The 20,167-nt window shown below is 73.8% G+C and carries 23 protein-coding genes; 15 read left to right on the top strand and 8 right to left on the bottom strand.

All coding sequences use genetic code 11. The features are described 5' to 3' along the window. Positions 1–23 precede the first annotated feature (23 nt). The 5 genes from QRY02_RS02970 to QRY02_RS02950 are packed head-to-tail and all read right to left on the bottom strand — an operon-like array spanning position 24 to position 4,747. Entirely contained in the window at positions 24–974 is a 951-nt protein-coding gene (locus QRY02_RS02970; RefSeq protein WP_285989948.1) for an LLM class F420-dependent oxidoreductase, read from the bottom strand. Next, entirely contained in the window at positions 971–3,070 is a 2,100-nt protein-coding gene (locus tag QRY02_RS02965) for a S9 family peptidase (RefSeq protein ID WP_285989947.1), read from the bottom strand. Before QRY02_RS02965 ends, QRY02_RS02970 begins: the two co-directional genes overlap by 4 nt. Positions 3,071–3,090: 20 nt before the next feature. Next, positions 3,091–3,942: a PPK2 family polyphosphate kinase gene (locus QRY02_RS02960; protein WP_285989946.1), complete on the bottom strand. Its 852-nt coding sequence runs from the start codon at positions 3,940–3,942 to the stop codon at positions 3,091–3,093. Between the two features lie 17 nt (positions 3,943–3,959). Further along, positions 3,960–4,430: an SRPBCC family protein gene (locus tag QRY02_RS02955; RefSeq protein WP_285989945.1), complete on the bottom strand. Its 471-nt coding sequence runs from the start codon at positions 4,428–4,430 to the stop codon at positions 3,960–3,962. Beyond that, positions 4,427–4,747, bottom strand: coding sequence for an ArsR/SmtB family transcription factor (locus QRY02_RS02950; RefSeq protein ID WP_285989944.1), 321 nt, complete (start codon positions 4,745–4,747; stop codon positions 4,427–4,429). The genes QRY02_RS02955 and QRY02_RS02950 overlap by 4 nt, the downstream gene beginning before the upstream one ends. A gap of 144 nt (positions 4,748–4,891) precedes the next feature. Here QRY02_RS02950 and rocD point away from each other — a divergent pair, with 144 nt between their 5' ends. The 3 genes from rocD (at position 4,892) to QRY02_RS02935 (ending at position 9,276) form a co-directional block, all read left to right on the top strand. Further along, on the top strand, positions 4,892–6,124 hold the full coding sequence (rocD, locus tag QRY02_RS02945) for an ornithine--oxo-acid transaminase (protein WP_285989943.1): 1,233 nt from the start codon (positions 4,892–4,894) through the stop codon (positions 6,122–6,124). Between the two features lie 412 nt (positions 6,125–6,536). Next, positions 6,537–7,895 carry a DUF2252 domain-containing protein gene (locus QRY02_RS02940; RefSeq protein ID WP_285989942.1) on the top strand — a complete coding sequence of 453 codons (1,359 nt, stop codon included), beginning with the start codon at positions 6,537–6,539 and terminating at the stop codon, positions 7,893–7,895. An 82-nt stretch (positions 7,896–7,977) separates the two neighbouring features. Then, complete coding sequence (locus QRY02_RS02935) at positions 7,978–9,276, top strand: glycoside hydrolase 5 family protein (RefSeq protein WP_285989941.1); 1,299 nt, start codon at positions 7,978–7,980, stop codon at positions 9,274–9,276. On the opposite strand, the gene QRY02_RS02930 is transcribed toward QRY02_RS02935, so the two are convergent. Continuing rightward, complete coding sequence (locus tag QRY02_RS02930) at positions 9,263–10,147, bottom strand: FAD-dependent oxidoreductase (RefSeq protein WP_285989940.1); 885 nt, start codon at positions 10,145–10,147, stop codon at positions 9,263–9,265. The genes QRY02_RS02935 and QRY02_RS02930 overlap by 14 nt on opposite strands. An 83-nt stretch (positions 10,148–10,230) precedes the next feature. On the opposite strand from QRY02_RS02930, the gene QRY02_RS02925 reads away from it, so the two are divergent. Then, a complete protein-coding gene (locus tag QRY02_RS02925; RefSeq protein WP_285989939.1) occupies positions 10,231–10,797 on the top strand; it encodes a phosphatase PAP2 family protein in 567 nt (188 codons plus the stop codon). Here the strand turns inward: QRY02_RS02925 and zapE are convergent. Beyond that, positions 10,751–11,770: a cell division protein ZapE gene (zapE, locus tag QRY02_RS02920; protein ID WP_285989938.1), complete on the bottom strand. Its 1,020-nt coding sequence runs from the start codon at positions 11,768–11,770 to the stop codon at positions 10,751–10,753. The two genes, QRY02_RS02925 and zapE, sit on opposite strands and share 47 nt — an antisense overlap. An 89-nt stretch (positions 11,771–11,859) precedes the next feature. Here zapE and QRY02_RS02915 point away from each other — a divergent pair, with 89 nt between their 5' ends. From QRY02_RS02915 to QRY02_RS02865, 11 genes are all read left to right on the top strand, one after another. Next, a complete protein-coding gene (locus tag QRY02_RS02915) occupies positions 11,860–12,600 on the top strand; it encodes a pyrimidine reductase family protein (protein WP_285989937.1) in 741 nt (246 codons plus the stop codon). Next, positions 12,597–13,151 carry an RNA polymerase sigma factor gene (locus tag QRY02_RS02910; protein WP_285989936.1) on the top strand — a complete coding sequence of 185 codons (555 nt, stop codon included), beginning with the start codon at positions 12,597–12,599 and terminating at the stop codon, positions 13,149–13,151. The genes QRY02_RS02915 and QRY02_RS02910 overlap by 4 nt, the downstream gene beginning before the upstream one ends. Further along, positions 13,151–13,564, top strand: coding sequence for a hypothetical protein (locus QRY02_RS02905; protein WP_285989935.1), 414 nt, complete (start codon positions 13,151–13,153; stop codon positions 13,562–13,564). The genes QRY02_RS02910 and QRY02_RS02905 overlap by 1 nt, the downstream gene beginning before the upstream one ends. Before the next feature lie 87 nt (positions 13,565–13,651). Next, positions 13,652–14,089, top strand: a complete 438-nt coding sequence (locus QRY02_RS02900; protein ID WP_285989934.1) for an Asp23/Gls24 family envelope stress response protein — start codon at positions 13,652–13,654, stop codon at positions 14,087–14,089. Beyond that, positions 14,086–14,457: a hypothetical protein gene (locus QRY02_RS02895; protein WP_285989933.1), complete on the top strand. Its 372-nt coding sequence runs from the start codon at positions 14,086–14,088 to the stop codon at positions 14,455–14,457. Before QRY02_RS02900 ends, QRY02_RS02895 begins: the two co-directional genes overlap by 4 nt. Before the next feature lie 22 nt (positions 14,458–14,479). After that, positions 14,480–14,656, top strand: coding sequence for a hypothetical protein (locus tag QRY02_RS02890; protein ID WP_013224542.1), 177 nt, complete (start codon positions 14,480–14,482; stop codon positions 14,654–14,656). After that, positions 14,653–15,003, top strand: coding sequence for an Asp23/Gls24 family envelope stress response protein (locus QRY02_RS02885; RefSeq protein WP_285989932.1), 351 nt, complete (start codon positions 14,653–14,655; stop codon positions 15,001–15,003). Before QRY02_RS02890 ends, QRY02_RS02885 begins: the two co-directional genes overlap by 4 nt. Before the next feature lie 2 nt (positions 15,004–15,005). Then, positions 15,006–15,542, top strand: a complete 537-nt coding sequence (locus tag QRY02_RS02880; protein ID WP_285989931.1) for a DUF6286 domain-containing protein — start codon at positions 15,006–15,008, stop codon at positions 15,540–15,542. Then, positions 15,539–16,138 carry an Asp23/Gls24 family envelope stress response protein gene (locus tag QRY02_RS02875; protein WP_285989930.1) on the top strand — a complete coding sequence of 200 codons (600 nt, stop codon included), beginning with the start codon at positions 15,539–15,541 and terminating at the stop codon, positions 16,136–16,138. The genes QRY02_RS02880 and QRY02_RS02875 overlap by 4 nt, the downstream gene beginning before the upstream one ends. A gap of 26 nt (positions 16,139–16,164) precedes the next feature. Beyond that, complete coding sequence (locus tag QRY02_RS02870; RefSeq protein ID WP_285989929.1) at positions 16,165–17,244, top strand: ATP-dependent DNA ligase; 1,080 nt, start codon at positions 16,165–16,167, stop codon at positions 17,242–17,244. Positions 17,245–17,313: 69 nt separating this feature from the next. Then, positions 17,314–18,861, top strand: coding sequence for an alpha/beta hydrolase (locus QRY02_RS02865; RefSeq protein WP_285989928.1), 1,548 nt, complete (start codon positions 17,314–17,316; stop codon positions 18,859–18,861). Positions 18,862–19,025: 164 nt separating this feature from the next. Here the strand turns inward: QRY02_RS02865 and QRY02_RS02860 are convergent, their stop codons facing one another. Further along, entirely contained in the window at positions 19,026–20,165 is a 1,140-nt protein-coding gene (locus QRY02_RS02860; protein ID WP_285989927.1) for an RNA polymerase sigma factor, read from the bottom strand. Between the last annotated feature and the right edge of the window lie 2 nt (positions 20,166–20,167).

Raw genomic sequence — 20,167 nt, 5'->3', positions numbered from 1 at the left:
CCCCGGAGGAAGGCAACGCAATATCAGCGCGGCGCCAGCCCGCGCACCTGCTCGAAGGGGTCCTCCCCCGTCGGCAGCAGGGCGATGATCGGCGTCGTCAGCCCGTTGTCCACATAGGCCTGCACCTGCTCGCGGCACGAATCCACGCTGCCGTGGATCACCAGTTCGTCCACCACCGAATCCGGGATCACCTGGTTCGCCTTCTGCCGATCGCCGGCCGCCCACGCCTCGTGCATCGGCGCCAGTGCCTCGCCGCGACCCAGCCACTCGTGGAACGCCGCGTACACCGGGACCGTCAGGTAGCTCGAGATCAGCATCCGGCCCAGTCCCCGCGCCGCCTCGGCGTCCTCCGTCGGGCAGACGAAGATGCGGGCCGCCAGCTCGACGTCCGGGCCCACGACCGCACGCACCTTGGGCACGTCCGAAGCCGCCAGCCAGTTCGTGATCGCGCCGTCCGCCTCGCGCGCCGCCAACCGCAGCATGCCCGGGCGCAGGGCCGCCAGCATGATCGACGGCGGCGGGTCCGCAGGCCGCTCCAGGCGGAACTTCGACACCGCGAACGTCTCGTACTTCTCGCTGACCTTCTCGCCCGCCAGCGCCGTGCGCAGGAACCGCAGTGTGTCCCGGGAGCGCGCGAACGGCTCGTCGAAGGAAGCCGCGTTCCACTGGGAGACGATCACCGGGGACGACGCGCCGATGCCGAGGACGAACCGGCCCGGGGCCAGCTCCGCCACCGTCGCCGCCTGCATCGCCAGCAGGCCCGGGCCGCGCGTGTACACCGGGACGATCGCCGTGCCGAGGCGCAGCTGGGGTGCCCACTGCGAGGCCAGCACCAACGGCGTGAACGCGTCGGTGCCCGCCGTCTCGGCCGTCCACGCGTCGGTGTAGCCCAGGTCCGGCAGCTGCTCGACCAGTTCGCGGTGCGCCGTCAGCGGCACCCCGGTCAGCGGAATCGTGAGGCCCCAGCGGCTCATGCAGTCTCCTTCTCGACGGCGGACAGTTCACGCAGCAGCCAATCGACCTGCGTGCGCATCAGGTTCTCCGCGACCTCTTCGGCCTGCGGCGTCATGTGGGTCGCGCCCGCCAGCGGCAGGAAGACGTGCGGCCGCCCCTTCGCCAGCAGCGCCGACGACAGCCGCAGCGCGTGCGCGACGAACACGTTGTCGTCGGCCAGCCCGTGCACGATCAGCAGCGCGCGGCTCAGCTCGCCAGCGCTCTCGATCAGCGAGTTGTGGGCGTAGCTCTCGGCCTCGTCCTGCGGCTTCCCCAGGTACCGCTCGGTGTAGTGCGTGTCGTACAGCGACCAGTCGGTGACCGGCGCGCCCGCGACCGCCGCGTGGAAGACGTCCGGCCGCCGCAGCACCGCCAGCGCCGACAGGTACCCGCCGTAGGACCACCCGCGGATCGCGACCCGCTCGACGTCCAGCTCCGGGAACCGGGACGCCGCGGCCCGCAGCGCGTCGACCTGGTCCTGCAGTGTCACGTCGGCCAGCCGGCCGGCGATCTCGCGCTCCCAGACCGCGCCGCGGCCGGGCGTGCCGCGGCCGTCCGCGACGAGCACCGCGAAGCCCTGGTCGGCCAGCCACTGCGACGTCAGGAAGGCGTTGCGGCTCTGCAGGACGCGCTGGGCGTGCGGCCCGCCGTACGGGTCGAGCAGCACCGGCAGCTTGCCCTCGCTCGCCTCGTACCCGCGCGGCAGGAGCAGCGCCGCGCGCAGGCCGCGCTCGCCCAGCGTCAGCCAGGTCAGGTTCGGCACGATGTCCGGGTCCACAGTGGACGACTCGATCGACGCGGCCGGCGCGCCGTCCCTCAGCACCGAGACGCGCGGGCCGCTGTGCTCCAGGCTCCACGACGACAACACGGTGATCGCGGCGGACCCGGCGCCGACGTGCACGCCGTCCACAGTGGACAGGCGACGCACCGACGCGCCCTCGGTCCGGAAGACGTGGATCTGGGTCGGGTCGGCCTCGGACGCGCTGAACAGGATCTCGTCGCCGACGTCGAGCACGGCCCGCAGCTGCAGCCCGGCCGGGGTGACGGCCTCGCCGCCGACGAACAGCCGGTGGTCGCCGTCGACCATGCCCTCGACCACCAGGCGGCCGTCGGGCGTCCAGGCCGGGACGCCGCCGACGATGTCGATCCAGTGCTGGTCGGTGGCGGTGTGCACGACCGACGTCGAGCCGTCGGCGACGTCGAGGGCGAGCACGTCCATCCGCTTCTGGTCGCGCGGCTGCACGGCGAGCAGCGGCGCACCGCCGGCCGACCAGTGCACCGAGGCGAGGTATTCCCAGTCGCCCTGCGCAACGTCGACGCGCGAGCCGTCCAGGCCGAGCACCGCCAGGGAAACGAGGGCGTTCGTGGTGCCCGCCGCCGGGTAGGCGACGACGTTGGCCGGGTGCTGCGGGTTGGCCGGGTCGGCGATCGTCCAGCGCGGGACCGGGCCGCGGTCGGAGCGTTCGGCCAGGATGCTGCGGCCGTCGGGGGCCCACCAGTAGCCGCGGGTGCGGTCCATCTCCTCGGCGGCGATGAACTCGGCGAGGCCCCAGGCGATGTCCTCGCCCTCCTCCTCGACGAGCACGCGGTCGTCGCCGGTGGCCAGCTCCAGCACGTGCAGCCGCCGGTTCTGGACGTAGGCGACGTGCGTGCCGGCCGGGCTGGGCCGCGGGTCGATGACCGCGCCGTCGACGCGCAGCGTCACCTCGCCCGAAGCGAGGTCCAGCGTGTAGAGCTTGCCCGAGAGGGAGAACACCGCGACGGTGAAGGCCGCGTCGACGCCGTAGTGGACGACGCCGCCGCCGGTCTCGCGGGCCCGTTCGCGCCGCGCGCGCTCTTCGGCGGGCAGCTCCTCCTCGTCGGGCAGCAGCTCGGCGGCGTCGACGAGCTTCGTCTCGGCGCCGGTGGCCAGGTCGGCCGACCAGAGGCTGTGCCGGGGGTCGGTGCCCGACTCGGCGCGCAGGAACAGCACGCGGGAGCCGTCCGGGGCGACCCGGAACTCCTTCGGTGCGCCGAGGGTGAAGCGCTGGGTCCGGGCCTGCTTGCGGAGGAACGGGAGGTCGTCGACATCGGTCACGCCCGCACTCTTCCAGACGGTCACGACCGGACGCCAACACCCTTCAGCTTGGCCAGCTCCGCGTCGACGTCGTAGTCCGGGGCCGGGAACCGCGGCTTCAGGTCGGACAGCGTCTCGATGAGCAGTTCGGCGACGGCCCAGTTGCGGTACCACTTGTGGTCGGCGGGTACCGCGTACCAGGGCGCCCGATCGGTCGACGTCTTCTTGAAGATGTCGGCGTAGGCGTCCTGGTAAGCCGGCCAGTGCGAACGGGCCTCGAGGTCACCCGGGTTGTACTTCCAGCGCTTCTCGGGCGTGACGAGCCGGGCTTTCAGCCGCTTGAGCTGCTCTTCCGGCGAGATGTGCAGGAACACCTTGACGATGGTGGTCCCGGCTTCGGCCAGCTCCTGCTCGAACGCGTTGATCTCGGCGTAGCGGCGCCGCCGTTCGGCCGCGGTGAGCAGGCCGGACACGCGCGGGACCAGGATGTCCTCGTAGTGCGAGCGGTCGAAGACGCCGATCTGGCCGGGCGCGGGCAGCTGCTTGCGGATCCGCCAGAGGTATTCGTGGCGCTGCTCGGCCGCGGTCGGCTTCTTGAACGCCGCGTACCGGACACCCATCGGGTTCACCAGGCCGAGCACGTGCGACACCGTGCCGCCCTTGCCGGAGGTGTCCATGCCCTGCAGCACGAGCAGCACCCGGCGGGTGCCGCCGCCGACGCCCTCGGCGAAGAGCGCCTCCTGCAGTGCGGACAGCCGCTCTCCCGCGCTCTCGAGCCCGGCGAGGGCCTTGGCTTTCTTGCCGGGCCCGACCGGGGCCGCGCCCGGGTCCGGCAGCTCGTCACCGACGCGCAGCGCGTCCCGGACCCGGCTTCCGTCGTCCTTCTTCGCCATCCAGCGAAACTACCCGTTCAGGCGGCAGCTTTCGCGGCGAAGAGGTTCAGCAGGGCACCGTGCCCACCCGCACCGGAGACGCCTTCGCGCACCTTCGCGCCGGTTTCGCCGTGTCGTGCGAAGTCCCGGTGTTCCAGCTCGACGCGGGTGTTGCGCGGCCCCTCCTCGATGAATCTGACCTCGATCTCGCTGGCGTGGGCCGGGTCGGGGTCGATCTTCCAGTCGCCGTCGATGCGCCACGAGAGCACCACCCTTGCGGGCGGCTCCCAGACGAGCACCTCGCCCCAGTCGCACTCGGCGCCGTCGGCCGTGCGCTCGTACCAGCGGCCGCCTTCCTCCGGCTCGAGGACGGCTTCGGCGAGTTCGCCCGCCCCGATGTGGTGCTGCCGCGGCCACCAGCTGTCGAAGGCCTCGGTGTAGGTCTTGAACGCGTGCTCCCGCGAGCAGGCGACGGTGACGCTCTTGCGGATCGGTTCCAGGGTGCTCATGACTGCTCCTCTTCGGTGGATTCCGCCAGTTCGGCGAAGGCCTTCAGCGCGTCCGACCACATCCCGTCGAGGTAGGCGCGCAGGGCGGCGATCCCGGCCGGTTCCAGCCGGTAGAGCCGCTTGGTGCCGACGGCCCGGTCGGCGACCAGGCCGGCCCCCTTGAGCACCTTGAGGTGCTGGGACACGGCCGGGCGGCTGATCGGCAGGTCCGCGGCCAGCTCGCCGACCGCGCGCGGCCCGCCCCGCAGCGCTTCGAAGATCGCGCGGCGCGAAGGGTCGGCCAGAGCGGCCAGCTGGTCGCTACCGTAAGTCGCCACGAACGGTAAGTTACGGCTTACCGAGCAGCTCGTCAAAGCGTACGCATCGTTTCGGGGGTGTAACACGCATATTGCGCAACGAATACCGGGTGAAAGCAATGATTCCCGGCTGAAGTCTGCGTGTTCTGCCTCTAACCTGAACACATGACGACGTTCGCCGGCCGGGAGACCGCCGCCCCCACCGCCGCGAGCTTCATCGAGCTCGACGAGCGGTGGAGCACGCACAACTACCACCCGCTGCCCGTCGTGATCGCCGAAGCCTCCGGCGCCTCGGTCACCGACGTCGAAGGCCGGTCCTACCTCGACTTCCTCTCCGGGTACTCGGCCCTGAACTTCGGCCACCGCCACCCGGACCTGGTCGCCGCCGCCGTCGAGCAGCTCGGGCGCGTCACGCTGACGTCGCGGGCGTTCCACCACGACCAGCTGGGGCTGTTCTGCCGCGAGCTGGCCGAGCTGACCGGCACCGAGCTGGTGCTGCCGATGAACTCCGGCGCCGAGGCCGTCGAGTCCGCGGTCAAGATCGCCCGCAAGTGGGCGCACCGGGTCAAGGGCGTCCCGGACGGCACCGCCGAGATCATCGTGGCCGGCTCGAACTTCCACGGCCGGACCACCACGATCGTCTCGTTCTCCACCGACGAGACCGCGCGCGCCGACTTCGGCCCGTTCACCCCGGGCTTCGTCACGGTCAAGTACGGCGACGCGGCCGCGCTGCGCGACGCGATCACCCCGCGCACCGCCGCGGTGCTGCTGGAGCCGGTGCAGGGCGAGGCCGGCGTCATCGTGCCGCCGGAGGGCTACTTCGCCGACGTCCGGCAGGCTTGCGACGAGCACGGCGTGCTGCTGATCGCCGACGAGATCCAGTCCGGGCTGGCCCGCACCGGCACCGTGCTGGCCCTGGACCACGAAGGCGTCCGCGCGGACGTCTACACCCTCGGCAAGGCCCTCGGCGGCGGCATCCTCCCGGTGTCCGCGGTGGCCGGCCGCCGGGACGTCCTCGGCGTGCTGAAGCCGGGCGAGCACGGCTCGACCTTCGGCGGCAACCCCCTCGCCTGCGCGGTCGGGCGCGCGGTCGTCAAGCTGCTTTCGACCGGCGAATTCCAGCAGCGGGCCACCGAGCTGGGCGCCCACCTGCACGCACGGCTCACCGCGCTGATCGGTCAGGGCCTCTCGGAGGTCCGCGGCCGCGGGCTGTGGGCGGGCATCGACATCGCCCCGGGCGGCCCGTCGGGGCGCGAGGCGTCGGAGGCACTGTCCGCGCGGGGCGTGCTGTGCAAGGAAACGCACGAGCGCACCCTGCGGGTCGCCCCGCCGCTGGTGATCACCCGCGAGGAGCTGGACCGCGGCATCGACGCGATCGCCGAGGTCATCCGCCCCTGAAACCACCCGGACGCCGCCGGCTGAGCCTCCCGCCCCGGCGGCGTCCGGGAGACAACGTCCGGCGCTCGAGTGGCCGCCCCGGCCTGCGCCCATCGCGCCGGGCTGACCGCCGCTGCCGGCCGACGCAACGCGCGGATGCCACCCGCCTTTCACGCCGAACGGATGGCCGGCCGCGACCACCGGACGGGCGAGCGCACGCCCATACCGACCGGCGCGGCCGACCCGCGGAATACACCCGGCGCCGGCGGCGTCCGGAAGCACAACGTCCGGCCGTCGAGTGGCCGCCCCGGCTCGGGCGATCGGCCACACCCCCTCGCCCCCGCCGAGGAGCGCCGTCTCGCCCGGCTGACTGTCGCCGCCCGCCCCGGCGGCGTCCGGGAGCACAACGTCCCCTTCGGACGTTGTGCCCGGTATGGGATCAGGGGACTGGGTGGAACGGCCGCTGGTCGGCGCCGACAGCGTGACGCCGGCCGAACTGTACGAACAGGGGAAGCGGCTCCGGGAGAAGACGCCGGCCGCGGTGCACGACCACGAGGCCGCGGCGAAAGACCGGCCGACGCCGCGCGAGTACTTCGAGGCCACCAACGCCGGGCGGCTGCCGGAGCTGACCGAACTGCGGCGGGAGCGGATGCTCGCCTCGCCGTTCACCTTCTTCCGCGGGGCGGCCGGGCTGATGGGCGCCGACCTCGCCGGCACGCCGTCGTCCGGGGTCGCCGCCCAGCTCTGCGGCGACGCGCACGCGGCGAACTTCGGGCTCTACGGCACGCCCGAGGGCAAGATCGTGATGGACATCAACGACTTCGACGAGACCGTGCCGGGCCCGTGGGAGTGGGACCTCAAGCGGCTCGCGGCCAGCCTCGTGCTCGCCGGGCGCGAAGGCGGCATCCGCGAATCGGGTTGCCGCGAGGCCGCCGAAGACGCCGTGAAGTCCTACCGCCGGACCATCCGCGCGCTGGCCGAGCTGCCGTTCCTGAAGTCGTGGAACGCGCTGCCGGACTCGTCGGTGCTGTCGAAGGCGCGGGCCGACGAGCTGATCGACGACTTCGCCGACGCGGCCGAGAAGGCCCGCAGGAACGATCACGCGAAGGTCGCGGCGCGGTGGACCGAGCGCGTCGACGACCACGAGACCGGCCTGGCCCGCCACCGGTTCGTCGCGGACCCGCCGGTGCTGACGCACGTCGACGCGCGAACGGCCGAGGCCGTCGCGGCCGGCCTGGCGTCCTATGTGGACACCCTGCGTGAATCGCGGCGGACGCTCATCGCGCGCTACCGGCTCGCCGACGTCGCCTTCCGGGTGGTCGGCACGGGCAGCGTCGGGCTGCGCAGCTACGTCGCCCTGCTGCACGGCAACGACGACGAAGACCTGGTGCTGCAGGTGAAGCAGGCGCAGCGGCCCGCGCTGGCGCCGTACCTGGACCTGCCGGAGGCCGCGCACGAAGGGCAGCGCATCGTCGACGGCGCCCGGCTGGTGCAGGCCGAGACGGACATCCTCCTCGGCTGGACCACGATCGACGGCGTCCCGTTCATCGTCCGCCAGTTCCGCAACCTCAAGGGCGACATCGACCCCTCGGAACTGGAGAAGGACCACCTCGACGACTACGGCAGGCTGGCCGGGGCGCTGCTCGCCCGCGCCCACACGCGGTCGCTGCACCCGAAGCTCCTGTCCGGCTACTTCGCCGACGACTCGGAACTCGACGAGGCGATGGGTGCGTATGCCGTGCGGTACGCCGACCAGACGGAGGCCGACCACGCCGCCTTCTCCCGCAACTGACGGACAGGTTGCGGGTCAACACTGGAGATCGACTTCCCCGCCGTGCTACATGTGCGCGATCAGATGACAGCGAGGAGGCGGCGTGGCGGATCTCAAGCGGCGGTCGGTGCTCACGGGAGCGGTCGCGACGGCCCTGGCGGCCACGGCGGCACCCGCACTGGCGGCGCCCCCGCGGCGGGCGTTCCGGCTGGGCGTCAACTACACGCCGTCGACGCGCTGGTTCCACATGTGGGAGGACTGGCGCGAGGCCGACCTGCGCCGCGACCTCGACGACATCGCCGCGCTCGGGCTCGACCACATCCGGATCATGCTGCTGTGGTCGGCCTTCCAGCCGGAACCGGCGTTGGTGAGCGGCGAAAAGCTCGACCGGCTGCACCGGTTCCTCGACCTCGCGGACGCGGCCGGGCTGGACGTCGAGGTCACCGTGTTCAACGGCCACATCTCCGCCCGCTACTGGACACCCAACTGGCTGCAGACGAAGCCGAAGCCGGTCAACTGGTTCACCGACCCGGCGGCCCTCGACGCGCAGCGGACGCTGTTGCGGGCCCTCGCCGAACGGATCGGGCGGCACCCGCGCTTCCTCGGCTTCGACCTGTCGAACGAGCCGTACTACTACTGGGACGACTTCGCCGGCCTGTTCGTCACGCAGGCGCAGGCAGACGCCTGGGCCCGGACGCTGTGCGCCACGGCCGAGGAGGTGGCCCCCGGCAAGGCGCACACGGTCGGCTGCGACCGGGCACCGTGGGACAACGGCACCCACTTCACCCGCCCCGGGCTCGCCGACGCGGGCAACGTGGTGGCGATCCACCCGTGGACCTCGTTCTCCGGCACGCTCGAGACGGACCCCCTCGGCGCGGTCGCGACGCACAACGCGGAACGGCTGATCCAGGTGGCCCAGGCCTACGCGACGGACCCGGCGCGCCGCGTCTGGATCCAGGAGGACGGCGCGGCACCGTCGATCCACTTCAGCGACGCGACCCGCCCGCAGTACGGCGAGTGGCTGTCCCGTTCGATCCGCAACGCGGCTTCCTGCGCCCACACCCTGGGCTTCACGTGGTGGTGCTCCCACGACGTGCACCCGGCGCTGGTCCCGAACCTCAACCCGCTGGAGTACGACCTCGGGCTGTACACGAACGACCGCAAGCTGAAGCCCGCCGGCCAGGCGTTGAAGGCACTGGTGGCCGAGTTCGACCGGACCCCGCCGCGGCCGGCCCAGCGCACCACGGCGATCGTCGTCCCCGACGCCTTCCCGACGTGGGGCAACGACCGGTTCTTCAAGCTGGCGGCCGAGGGCAAGCGGGTGGCGTTCGTGCTGTGGAGCCGCGCCTCGGACGCGAACCACCTCCGCGCCCGCGGGATCACCGAACTCATCCAGCTGTGACCAGCTCGGCGACGTCCGCCGCGCAGCCCCAGGCCAGGGTGATCCCCGCTCCCCCGTGGCCGTAGCAGTGCACGACGTCGCCCTCCCGCTCCAACCGCACCTCGCGCCGGGACGGGCGCAACCCCACCAGCGACCGCAGCACCTCCGCGCCCGCCAAGCGCGGTTCCAGTTCCCGGCAGCGGCGCAGGATGTCCGCCGTCACGGCCGGGTTCGGGTCGGTGTCGGCGCGGCCCGGCTCCTCCGTTCCGCCGCACACCACGTGGCCTCCGTGCGGGATCACGTACGTGATGCCCGGGCCCGTCCCGTCCACCACGAACTCCGGCAGGCCCGGGTCGGTCACGTGCACGACCTGGCCGCCGACCGGGACCATCGAACCGTCGCCCGCCAGCGCGCCCGCGCCGAGGCCCGCCGCGTTGACCACGACGTCCGCGCCGAGCCCCGCGAGCGACGTCAGGGTCCGGTACGCCACCCGCACGCCCAGCCCGGCCACCCGCGCGCGCAGCCAGTCCAGGTACACCGGCGTGTCGACCACCGCCGTCGTGAACTCGACGCGGTCGCCGTCGCGGACCGCGGCCTCCACCGCCGGGAGCCACTGCGGGTCCGGCTCGCCCGCCGGCAGCAGGACCCGGCCGCGGCGGAAGCGGACGCCCGGCGCGTCCTGCCCGCGGAACACCGCCAGGCTCGCCGCGGTCCATCGCACGACCCGCCCGTCCAGGCGCCGAAGTGGCGGGTACACCACCCCACCGGCGACCGCCGACGTCGACTCCGCCGGCGAGGCCGCCGCCACGACCGTGACGTCGTGGCCCGCTTCCGCCAGCCGGTACGCGCTGCTCAGCCCGACCATCCCGGCCCCGGCGACAGTGACCCGCATCCGCTCCTCCCAAGTCGTTTCCCCGCATCGTGACGCACCCGCGGCCCCCGGCGGGTCCCGGGGCCCCGGCTACCCTCGCGCGGGTGAGGACGATCCGGGTGCCGGCCGCCGTTTGCGGCCTGCTCGCGCTGCTGCTGGGCCTGCCGTTCGCCGGCGGGACGACCCCCGGCGCGGTCGACGACGCCGCAGCTCGGGCCGTTTCGCACCTGAGCCCCGGCGTGCTGCGGGTGCTGGTCTTCCCGACCGAGCCGTACGTCGTGCTCGCGCTGGGCCTGCTCGCGGTTTTCCTCAGCCTGCGCGCGGGACGGCGGCTGGAGGCCGGGTTCGCCCTGGCCGCCCCGGTGCTGGCGATCCTGCTGACGAGCTGGCTGCTCAAACCGCTGTACGACCGGTGGAAGAACAGCACCCTGGTGTACCCGAGCGGCCACACGGTGAGCCTGGTGGCGGTGCTCACGGTGCTCGTCCTGGTCACCCGGCGGGCCGTCGTGGCCGTGCTGTCCGCGGTGGCGCTGCTCGCCGCCGCGGCCGGGCTCGTCGGCATGGGCTACCACTACCTCACCGACGTCGCCGGCGGCACGCTCTTCGCCGTCGCGGTGGTGCTGTTCAGCTGGCCGGTACGGCGTCCCGCGCCAGCGCCGTCAACCGGCTGACCGCGCGCAGGTACTTCTTGCGGTAGCCGCCGTTCACCATCTCCTCGGTGAACAGCGACGGCAGCGGCTCGCCCGACACGACCAGCGGGATGGCCCGGTCGTAGAGCCGGTCGGCGAAGGCGACCAGCCGCAGCGCCACGTTCTGGTCCGGCGCCGGGTGGATGCCGCGCAGGTGCACGCGGGTGACGTCGTCGAGCAGCCGGCCGTAGCGCGAGGGGTGCAGCTCCGCCAGGTGCGCGCACAGCGCGTCGAAGTCGTCCACACTGGACCCTTCGTGCGCGGCGGCCGACGACTCCAGCTCCTCGGGCGAGACGGGCGGCGGCGCGTCCGGCAGGCCGCGGTGCCGGTAGTCCGGGCCGTCGACGCGCACCACGCCGAAGCGGGCCGACAACGTCTGGATCTCGCGCAGGAAGTCTTCGGCGGCGAACCGCCCTTCGCCCAGCTTTTCCGGCAGGGTGTTCGACGTCGCCGCGATGTACACGCCGGCGTCCATGAGCTCCTGCAGCAGGCGGGTGACCAGGGTGGTGTCGCCCGGGTCGTCGAGCTCGAACTCGTCGATGGCCAGGATCCGGTGCTCCGACAACCGCCGCACGGCCTCGGCGAAGCCCAGCGCGCCGACGAGGTGGGTCAGCTCGACGAACGTGCCGTACGCCTTGGGCGACGGCGCGGCGTGCCACGTCGAGGCGAGCAGGTGGGTCTTGCCGACGCCGAACCCGCCGTCGAGGTAGAGCCCCATCGGCCCGGCCGGCTCCGAGGATCCGCCGAAGAGCTTGAACCGCTTCTTCTCCCGCCGCGGCCCCACCTTCGCCGCGAACGCCGAGCACGCCTCGACCGCGGCGGCCTGGCTGGGCTCGTCCGGGTTGGGCAGGTAGGTGTCGAACCGCACGGCGCCGAAGCGCGGCGGCGGCACCAGCGCGCCGATCAACTCGTCGGCGGACAGCTCGGGACGGCGGCCGGTCAGGTGCGCGGGCATGGTCGCAGAGCCTATCCGCGCCCCGGATCCCGCTGACCGGGCATATCCCCCGGTAGAGACGTGTTTCACGTCCGTGCTGGGATGATCACGTGCGGAGTGTGTGGCCTGAATCGACGGGCGAGCTGACGGCGGCCGATCTCGAAACGATCTACGCCTACCCGGCCGACCTGTCGACACCCTGGGTGCAGGTCAACTTCGTCGCGTCGGCCGACGGTGCCGTCGAGATCGACACCACCTCGGCGGGTCTCACGCACGCCGCCGACCGGCAGGTCTTCCTGCTCGGCCGCGACCTCGCCGACGTCATCCTGGTCGGCGCCGGGACCGCCCGCGCCGAGAACTACCGCGGGGTCGTCGCGGGGGCGAAACGCCTGGAGCGCCGCCGCCGGCTCGGGTTCGCCGGTGTCCCGCCGATCGCCGTCGTGACGCGCACCGCCGAGCTCGACCCGGCTTCCCGGCTGTTCACCGAAACCGCCGTCCCCCCGATCGTGGTCACCACGGACACCGCCGACACGCGCGCCCTCGAAGCCGCCGGGGCCGAGGTCCTGCGGGCGGGCACCGACGACGTCGACCTCCCCAGGGCCCTCGACCTGCTGGCCGCCCGCGGCCTGCGCCGGATCGACTGCGAAGGCGGGCCCGGCCTCTTCGCCCGGCTCGTCGCCGCCGATCTCGTCGACCAGCTGTGCCTGACCGTCGCGCCGCTGCTGGTGGCCGGGACGGCGGGCCGGATCGCCGCGGGCGCCGCGCCCGCCGTGCCGCGCCGGCTCGTGCTGGCGTCGATCCTGGTCGAGGACGGCTTCACGCTGCTGCGCTACCGCCGGGACGCCGGGTGAGCGACGACGCCGAGCTCCTCGCGCGGGCCGCGGGCGGCGACCACACCGCGTTCGGCGCGCTGGTGCGGGAACACACGCCCCGGATGTACCGGGTCGCGCTGCGGATCACCGGCAGCGCGGCCGAGGCCGAGGACGTCGTGCAGGAGGCGTGGCTGGCCGCGTGGCGGTCCCTGGCCGGGTTCCGGCAGGAGTCGGCGGTGTCGACGTGGCTCTACCGCGTCGTGACCAACAGCGCGCTCGCCGTGCTGCGCCGCCGCCGTCCGACGGTCTCGCTCGACGACCCCGATCCCCAGTCCACTGTGGACAGCGCGCTGCTGGCCGCGGCGGTGCCCGGTCCCGAAGGCCGCGTCGTGCGCGCCGAAGAGGTGGACGCGGTGCTGCGGGCGGTCGGGCGGCTGGAGGTGTCCCAGCGCGTCCCGCTGGTGCTGCGCGAACTGGAGGGGCTGAGCTACGAAGAGGTCGCCGAAGTGCTCGACGTGAACGTCGGCGCCTTGCGTTCCCGGCTGCACCGGGCCAGGGTGGCGCTCCTCGCCGAGTTGAGGGAGCGGTGATGGCCGAGACCGAGGATCCCGAGTCCGACCCTCGCTGGGACGCCGTGCGCGCCGCGGCCCGGCGCCGCGTGCCGACCCCGCCCGGCCTGGTCGAACGCGTGCTGCGGGCCGTCGCGCGCGGCCGCCGGACGGCGGTGGAGGTTCCCGGCGGGACGGGCCGGCTGCGCGTCGCCGAGGACGTCGTCGACCGGCTGGCCCGGACGATCGCCGCGGACCGGGCCCCGTTCGGCGTGCGGATCTCGGCCGTCGCCGTCGAGGACGGCGTCGTGCAGGTGCTGGTGTCGGTCCGGTTCGGCGTCATCGCCGACGCGGCCGCCGAAGCGCTCCGGCGGGAGATCACCGCCGGGCTGTCCCGGCAGCTGGGGGTCGTCTCGGTGGTGAAAGTGCACGTCGTGGACGTCCACCCGGGCTGAGATTAACCCGATCGGGCGACCTTGCGTGAGGCTTTCGCGCCGCCGGGCATCGTAAGGGCGAGAACCCGCCGAGAGGAGCCCGTACGCATGCACCCGGAACGGACCGAAAGCCCCGGAACGGTCACGCCGCTCAACGAAGAGGGCACCGCCGGCCGCACCACGATCTCGTCGCTGGTCGTGCAGAAGATCGCCGGCCTGGCCGCCCGCGAAGTCGCCGGCGTGCACACGCTGGGCGGCGGCGGGGTGTCCCGCGCGATCGGCGCGCTGCGCGAGCGCATCCCCGGCTCCGGCACGGTCACCACGACCGGCGTGTCGGTGGAGGTCGGCGAGAAGCAGACGGCGATCGACCTCGACGTCGTCGTCGACTACGGCGCGCGCATCACCGACGTCGCCCGCGCGGTGCGGCGCAACGTGATCACCGCGGTCGAGCAGATCACCGGCCTCGAGGTGATCGAGGTGAACATCGCGGTCAACGACATCTTCCTGCCGGGCGAGGAAGAACCCGAATCGACGCGGGTGGAATGACCGGCCGGCGCGGTGACCGGGCGGCGTTCCGGGCGTTCGCCCGCGCCCACCACCCCGGCGTGGGCGGCGACCCGGCCGTGTTCGCCGCCGGGCTCGCCCGGTTCCGCGAGCCGGAGTCCCGCGCCGAGGTGCCGGTGACGTTCGTGGCCCGCCACCGCGGGACGGCGGCCCGCTCGAGCCGCACGGCGGCGCGGGCCCACGGGCGCGGTGTGTCGGCGGTGTCCGCCCGCCGCCGGGTGGCGCTCTTCGCACGCCACCGGCCGGCGGCACCTTTCACCCGCCGCCGCCGGGTGGCGATGCCCCTCCGCCGCCGTGGGTCGGCGGCCTTCCTGTCCCGCTTCCGCCGCCGCCCGCCTCGCGTGCGGTGACCTTCCGTCCCAAGGAGGACATGTGAACGCAACGCAGACCGGGCTCCTGGCCGGGCTGATCCTCGGCCTCGCCGCGACCCAGGGGTTCACCGCGTTCCTGGTGACCCTGGCCGTCGGGATCATCGGCCTCGTCGCCGGCCGGGTCCTCGACGGCGAACTCGACCTCGGCGAGCTGTTCGGCAAGGGCCGCGACAAGTGAGCCCCGCCCTGGACGTCCCGCGCGAGCTCGCCGAACCGGCCGAGCGCGGCACCCTCACCATCGGGCACGCCGTGGTCCGCAAGCTCGCCCAGCACGCGGCCGGTCAGGTGCCCGGCACCGCCCGGGACGGCAAGAAGGGGCCGAAGGCGAAGGTCGGCGGCCACGACAACGACGTCGACCTCGCGCTGGACCTGGCCCTGCGCTACCCCTCGGCCGTCCGCGCCGTCGTCGGCGACGTGCGCGAGAAGGTCACCGAAGAGGTCGAGCTGCTCACCGGCTACCGCGTGCGGACCCTGGCCGTGACGGTGTCCGCGCTGCTGCCGGACGTCGCGCCGAGGGTGCGGTAGCCGTGCGCCCGTTCGTCCGCGTCCTCGCCACCCTGCTCGGCCTGGCCTTCGCGGCGGCCGGCGCGCTGCTGGCCCTCGAAGTCGGCTGGCACTGGTGGCGCCCGGGCTCCGCGCCGCTGCTGGTGCCGTGGCCGCGCTGGCAGGCCGGCCTGGCGGCACTCGGCTGGGACGCCTACGCGGTGCGCGTCGGGGCCGGTGTGCTGGCCGCCGCGGGCCTGGTCCTGGTGGTGTGCGCGCTCGCCGCCGGCAACCGCGCCGTCCGGCTGACCGACCCGGCCGGCGACGTGAGCGTCTCGACGTCACCGCGTTCGCTGGCCCGCCTGGTCGGGTTGACCGTGCGCGCGCAGGACAACGTCGCGGGCGCGTCGGTCACCGCGAGCGCCCGCCGCATCCGCGTCCGCGCGAAGAGCACCCTCGAGACCGAAGGCGAGCTGCGGCCGCGCCTGCTCGCCACGGTGTCGGCCTTGCTGGACGAGCTCCCCCTGGTGCGGCGGCCGAAGGTGACCGTCGTCGTCGACTCGCCGAAGGACCGCCGATGAGCAAGACGATCGCCGCGAAGGCACTCTCCCGGTCGTACACCGGCGAACGCACGCTGACGTTCCTGGTCGGGCTGCTTGCTTTCCTGGGCGGGGCACTGGCCCTGGTGGTCGGCTTCGGCGGGCTCGGCGAGTTCCGCGGCCGCCGCCCGCTCCTGGACCCGATCGCCGTGACCTGGCTCGGCGGCCACGCGACGCCCGCGCGCGTCGCCGCGATCGTGTTCGGGGTGCTGCTGTTCGTGCTCGGGCTGCGGTGGGCACTGCGTTCGCTGCGCCCGGAACCGCGGCCCGACCTCGACCTCGACCGCACCGAAGGCGCGGAGCTGGTGGTCACGGCGGCCGCGATCGCCGGCGCGGTCCAGGCCGACGCCGAGCAGCTCGACGGCGTCAGCCGGGCCCGCGTCCGCGCCGTCGGCTCGCGCACTGCTCCGGCGTTGCGCATCACCCTGTGGCTGCGCGAAGGCACGGACCTCAAGGGGGTGTGGTCGGACCTCGACACGCGCGTGCTGACCCGGGCCCGCGCCTCGCTCGACCTGGAGTCGCTGCCCACCGCGGTCCGCCTGGAACTCGACACGAGCCCGGCCCAACGCGTGCGCTGAGCCGGGGTTTTCCGCAGAATGCGGGCATGCCCCTACCGCTGCAGCCGCCGCTGAAGCCGATGCTCGCCAAGCCCGCCAAGGCCATCCCCGACTCCGGGGGCCTGCTGTTCGAACCGAAGTGGGACGGCTTCCGCTGCATCGTCTTCCGCGACGGCGACGAGCTGTACCTGCAGTCGCGCGCGGAAAAGCCGCTCAACCGGTACTTCCCGGAGGCCGTCGCGCGGCTGCTGGACATCCTGCCGCCGCGCGTCGTGCTCGACGGCGAGCTCGTCGTCGCGCGGGACGGACGGCTGAACTTCGATGCCCTCACCGAGCGCATCCACCCCGCCGAAAGCCGGATCACGCTGCTGGCCGCCGAACAGCCCGCCGAGTTCGTCGCCTTCGACGTCCTCGCCCTGGAGGACGACCTGCTGCTCGACGAACCGACGTCGGTGCGCCGCGAACGCCTCGTCGAACTGGCCGGCGACCGGTTCCCGCTCACCCCGGCGACCACCGATCCGGACACCGCGCGGCACTGGTTCGAGCTGTTCGAAGGCGCCGGCCTCGACGGCGTCATCGGCAAGCCCCTCGACGAGCCCTACACCCCCGGCAAACGCGTCATGGTCAAGTACAAGCACCTGCGCACCGCCGACTGCGTGCTCGCCGGGCTGCGCTGGCACGTCGACGGCGGCCCCGGCGACCTGGTCGGGAGCTTTCTCCTGGGTCTGTTCGACGACGCCGGCGTGCTGCACCACGTCGGCACCGTCGGGTCGTTCCCGAAGGACCGCCGCCGCGAGCTCGCCGAAGAACTCGCCCCGCTGGTCACCGACGGCGAAGACCACCCGTGGGGCGGCCGGGCCACCGGCCAGGCCCAGCGCATCCCGGGCGGGGTCACCCGCTGGCGCGCCACCGAGCACGAATGGGTGCCGCTGCGGCCCGAGTGCGTCGTCGAGGTCGCCTACGAGAACACCGAGGGCGGCATGCCGTCGCGGTTCCGGCACAACGCGCGGTTCGTGCGGTGGCGCCCCGACCGCGAACCCGCGTCGTGCGACTACGGCCAGCTCGACGAGCCGGCGCGGTACGACCTCGACGCCGTCTTCCGCGGCCAGGTGGTCCGGACCCGCTAACCCGCGCCCCACACCGGCCGTGCGAAGCTCGGCCCTGCCCGTGATCGATGAGACGTGAGGACCCCGCCCGTGCGCCGCCGCCGTACCCGTCTCCTGGCCGCGCTGTTCACCCTGACCGCCGCGGCGAGCTGCGCCGCGGGGCCGTCGGTGCGCCCGGCGCTGGTCGAGAACGACGGGAAGACGACCGGCGCCACGCCCGCCCGGACCCCCGGGGTCCCGCTGCCGCCGCTGGGCGAGCCGCAGTCGCCGACGCTGAAGTGGGCCGACTGCGACGACGACACCCGCCAGCGCATCGGCACCCCCGGCGTCCCGGACGGCCTGCACTTCACCTGCGCCCGCGTCACCGCGCCGCTCGACGCCCCCGGCGAGCCGCGGCGCTCGGTGGTGCGGCTGCTGGCGCTGAAGGTCGGCAGCGGGCCGGTGCCGCTGGTCGTGGTCAACGACGTCGACGGCGACCCGGGCACCGTGTACGCCGCGCGGCTGGCCGCGACGCTGCCGCCCGCGTTCCTGGAGAAGTTCTCGCTGATCGGCCTGGACCGGCGCGGCACCGGGCTCTCCGGCGCCGCCCAGTGCGTCCCCGCCGACATCCGGCACGACCTCGTCGACGCCGACCCGGCGCAGGGCGGCCTGGGCGACGTGCTGGACGCGGCCCGCAAGGCCGGCCAGCAGTGCGCCATCGAGCTGGACGACTCCCAGACCGCGCTGGACAGCTGGCGCGGCGCGGGCGACCTCGACGAGCTGCGCAAGCAACTCGGCATGGAGCGGCTCGACGCGCTCGGCCACGGTGACGGCTCGAAGGTGCTGGCCGAGTACGCGGTGCGCTTCCCCGGCCAGGTCGGGCGCGTCGTCCTCGACGGCGTACCGGACCCGGGCGCCGACATGGCCGCGGTCCTCGACGCCGTCGCCGCCGGCGCGCAGTCCACACTGGACGCTTTCGCCGCGGACTGCGCGGCGCGGCACTGCGCCCTCGGCGACCCCAAGGCGGCGCTGTCCGCGCTCACCGACCAGCTGCGGCGCACCCCGCCGTCGACCGACGAGGACGTCGTGTTCGGCCCGGGCGTCGCGATGTACGCCGTCTACACGGGACTTTCGCAGCGCTCGCGGTGGCCGGAGCTGGCCGACGCGATCACCGCCGCGCGCGCCGGGGACATCGGCCCGCTTTCGGCGTTCGCCGCGCCGGTGCTGCACGACACGCGCGCCCAGCCGTCGCGGATCGACGCGACGATCGCGACCCGCTGCAACGACAGCCAGACCCGGCTCTCGGCCGACCAGCTCGACCAGGTCGTGGCCGGGATGCGCGGCAAGTACCCGCAGTTCGGCGCGGTCATCGCCCAGCAGCTGGCCTGGTGCGGCCCGTGGCCGGTGCGCACCGAGCCGCTGCCGGCGCCGGGCGCGCCGGGCGCCCCGCCGATCCTGGTCGCGGCCACCGCGACGGACCCGATCACGCCGCAGGTCGGCAGCACCCGCGCGGCCGACCAGATGCCGTCCGCGGTGACCATCACCTGGCAGGGCACGGGCCACGGTGCCCTCGGCGCCTCCTCGTGCGTCACCGACGCGGCCCGCGCCTTCCTGGTCGACGGCAAGATCCCGGCCGACGGCACCCTCTGCCCCGCCTGACTCCGTGATCGAAGGGTCAGCACGCGTGATCAGAAGGTCATCTCACGTGATTGAAGGGTCGACACGGCACCGACCCCGTGTCGACCCTGGAATCACGCGTGTCGACCCTTCAAACACGCGTGTCGGCTCCCTGATCACGGGCGTCCACCCTTCTCGCACGCCGGTCAGCGGCGGGTGTTGAGGCGGGCGGCCTGGCGGGTCAGGTGGTCGACTTCGGGGAGGCTGGCCGCCTTCGCCGCCGCCTCGGCGTAGAGCTTCGCCGCCGTCTCCAGCTCGCCGTCGCGCTCGTGGAGGTAGGCCGACACCGCTGTGTGGCGCGGGACCGTGTCGGCCACTTCCGCGAGCGCCGCCAGGCCGGCCCGTGGTCCGTCCGCCTCGCCGACGGCGACCGCGCGGTTGAGCCGCACGACCGGGCTGCCGGTCAGGCGGACGAGCTCGTCGTACCACTCGACGATCTGCACCCAGTCGGTCTCCGCGGCGTCCTGCGCGTCGGCGTGCAGGGCCGCGATGGCCGCCTGGGCCTGGAACTCGCCCAGCCGGTCGCGGGACAGCGCCCGCTGCAGGACGGCCACCCCTTCGGTGATCAGCGCCGTATCCCACCGGGACCGGTCCTGCTCGGCCAGCGGGATCAGGGCGCCGCCGTCCGTCGTCCGGGAGGCACGCCGGGCGTGGTGCAGCAGCATCAGCGCGAGCAGCCCGGCCACCTCCGGGTGGTCGATGGACGCCGCGAGCTGCCGGGTCAGCCGAATCGCTTCGGCCGCGAGGTCGACGTCCCCGGAATACCCCTCGTTGAAGACCAGGTACAGGACGCGCAGCACGGTCGCGACGTCGCCGGGCTGGTCGAACCGCACCCCCGACACGGTCCGCTTGGCGCGGCTGATGCGCTGCGCCATGGTCGCCTCGGGCACCAGGTACGCCTGCGCGATCTGCCGCGTGGTCAGCCCGCCGACGGCCCGCAGCGTGAGCGCGACCGCCGACGACGGCGTCAGCGACGGGTGCGCGCACAGGAAGTACAGCTGGAGCGTGTCGTCCACGGCCGCCGCGGGGCCGGGGGCCACCTCGGCGTCGAGGACGTCCTCGCGCTTGCGGCGGGCGGCGTCCGCCCGGGTCGCGTCGAGGAACTTGCGCCACGCCACGGTGACCAGCCAGCCCTTCGGATCCCGTGGCGAATCGGACGGCCAGACGCGCAGCGCCTCGACGAGCGCCTCCTGGACGGCGTCCTCGGCCGCCGCGAACTCGGCTCCGCGCCGGACGAGGACGCCCAGGACGCCCGGGGTCAGGCTCCGGAGCAGGGCGTCGTCCACGG

The sequence above is a fragment of the Amycolatopsis sp. DG1A-15b genome (assembly GCF_030285645.1).
Taxonomy (GTDB): domain Bacteria; phylum Actinomycetota; class Actinomycetes; order Mycobacteriales; family Pseudonocardiaceae; genus Amycolatopsis.
Note: the sequence above shows the minus strand (reverse complement) of the source record. Positions and strands in the feature narration are given on the sequence as shown.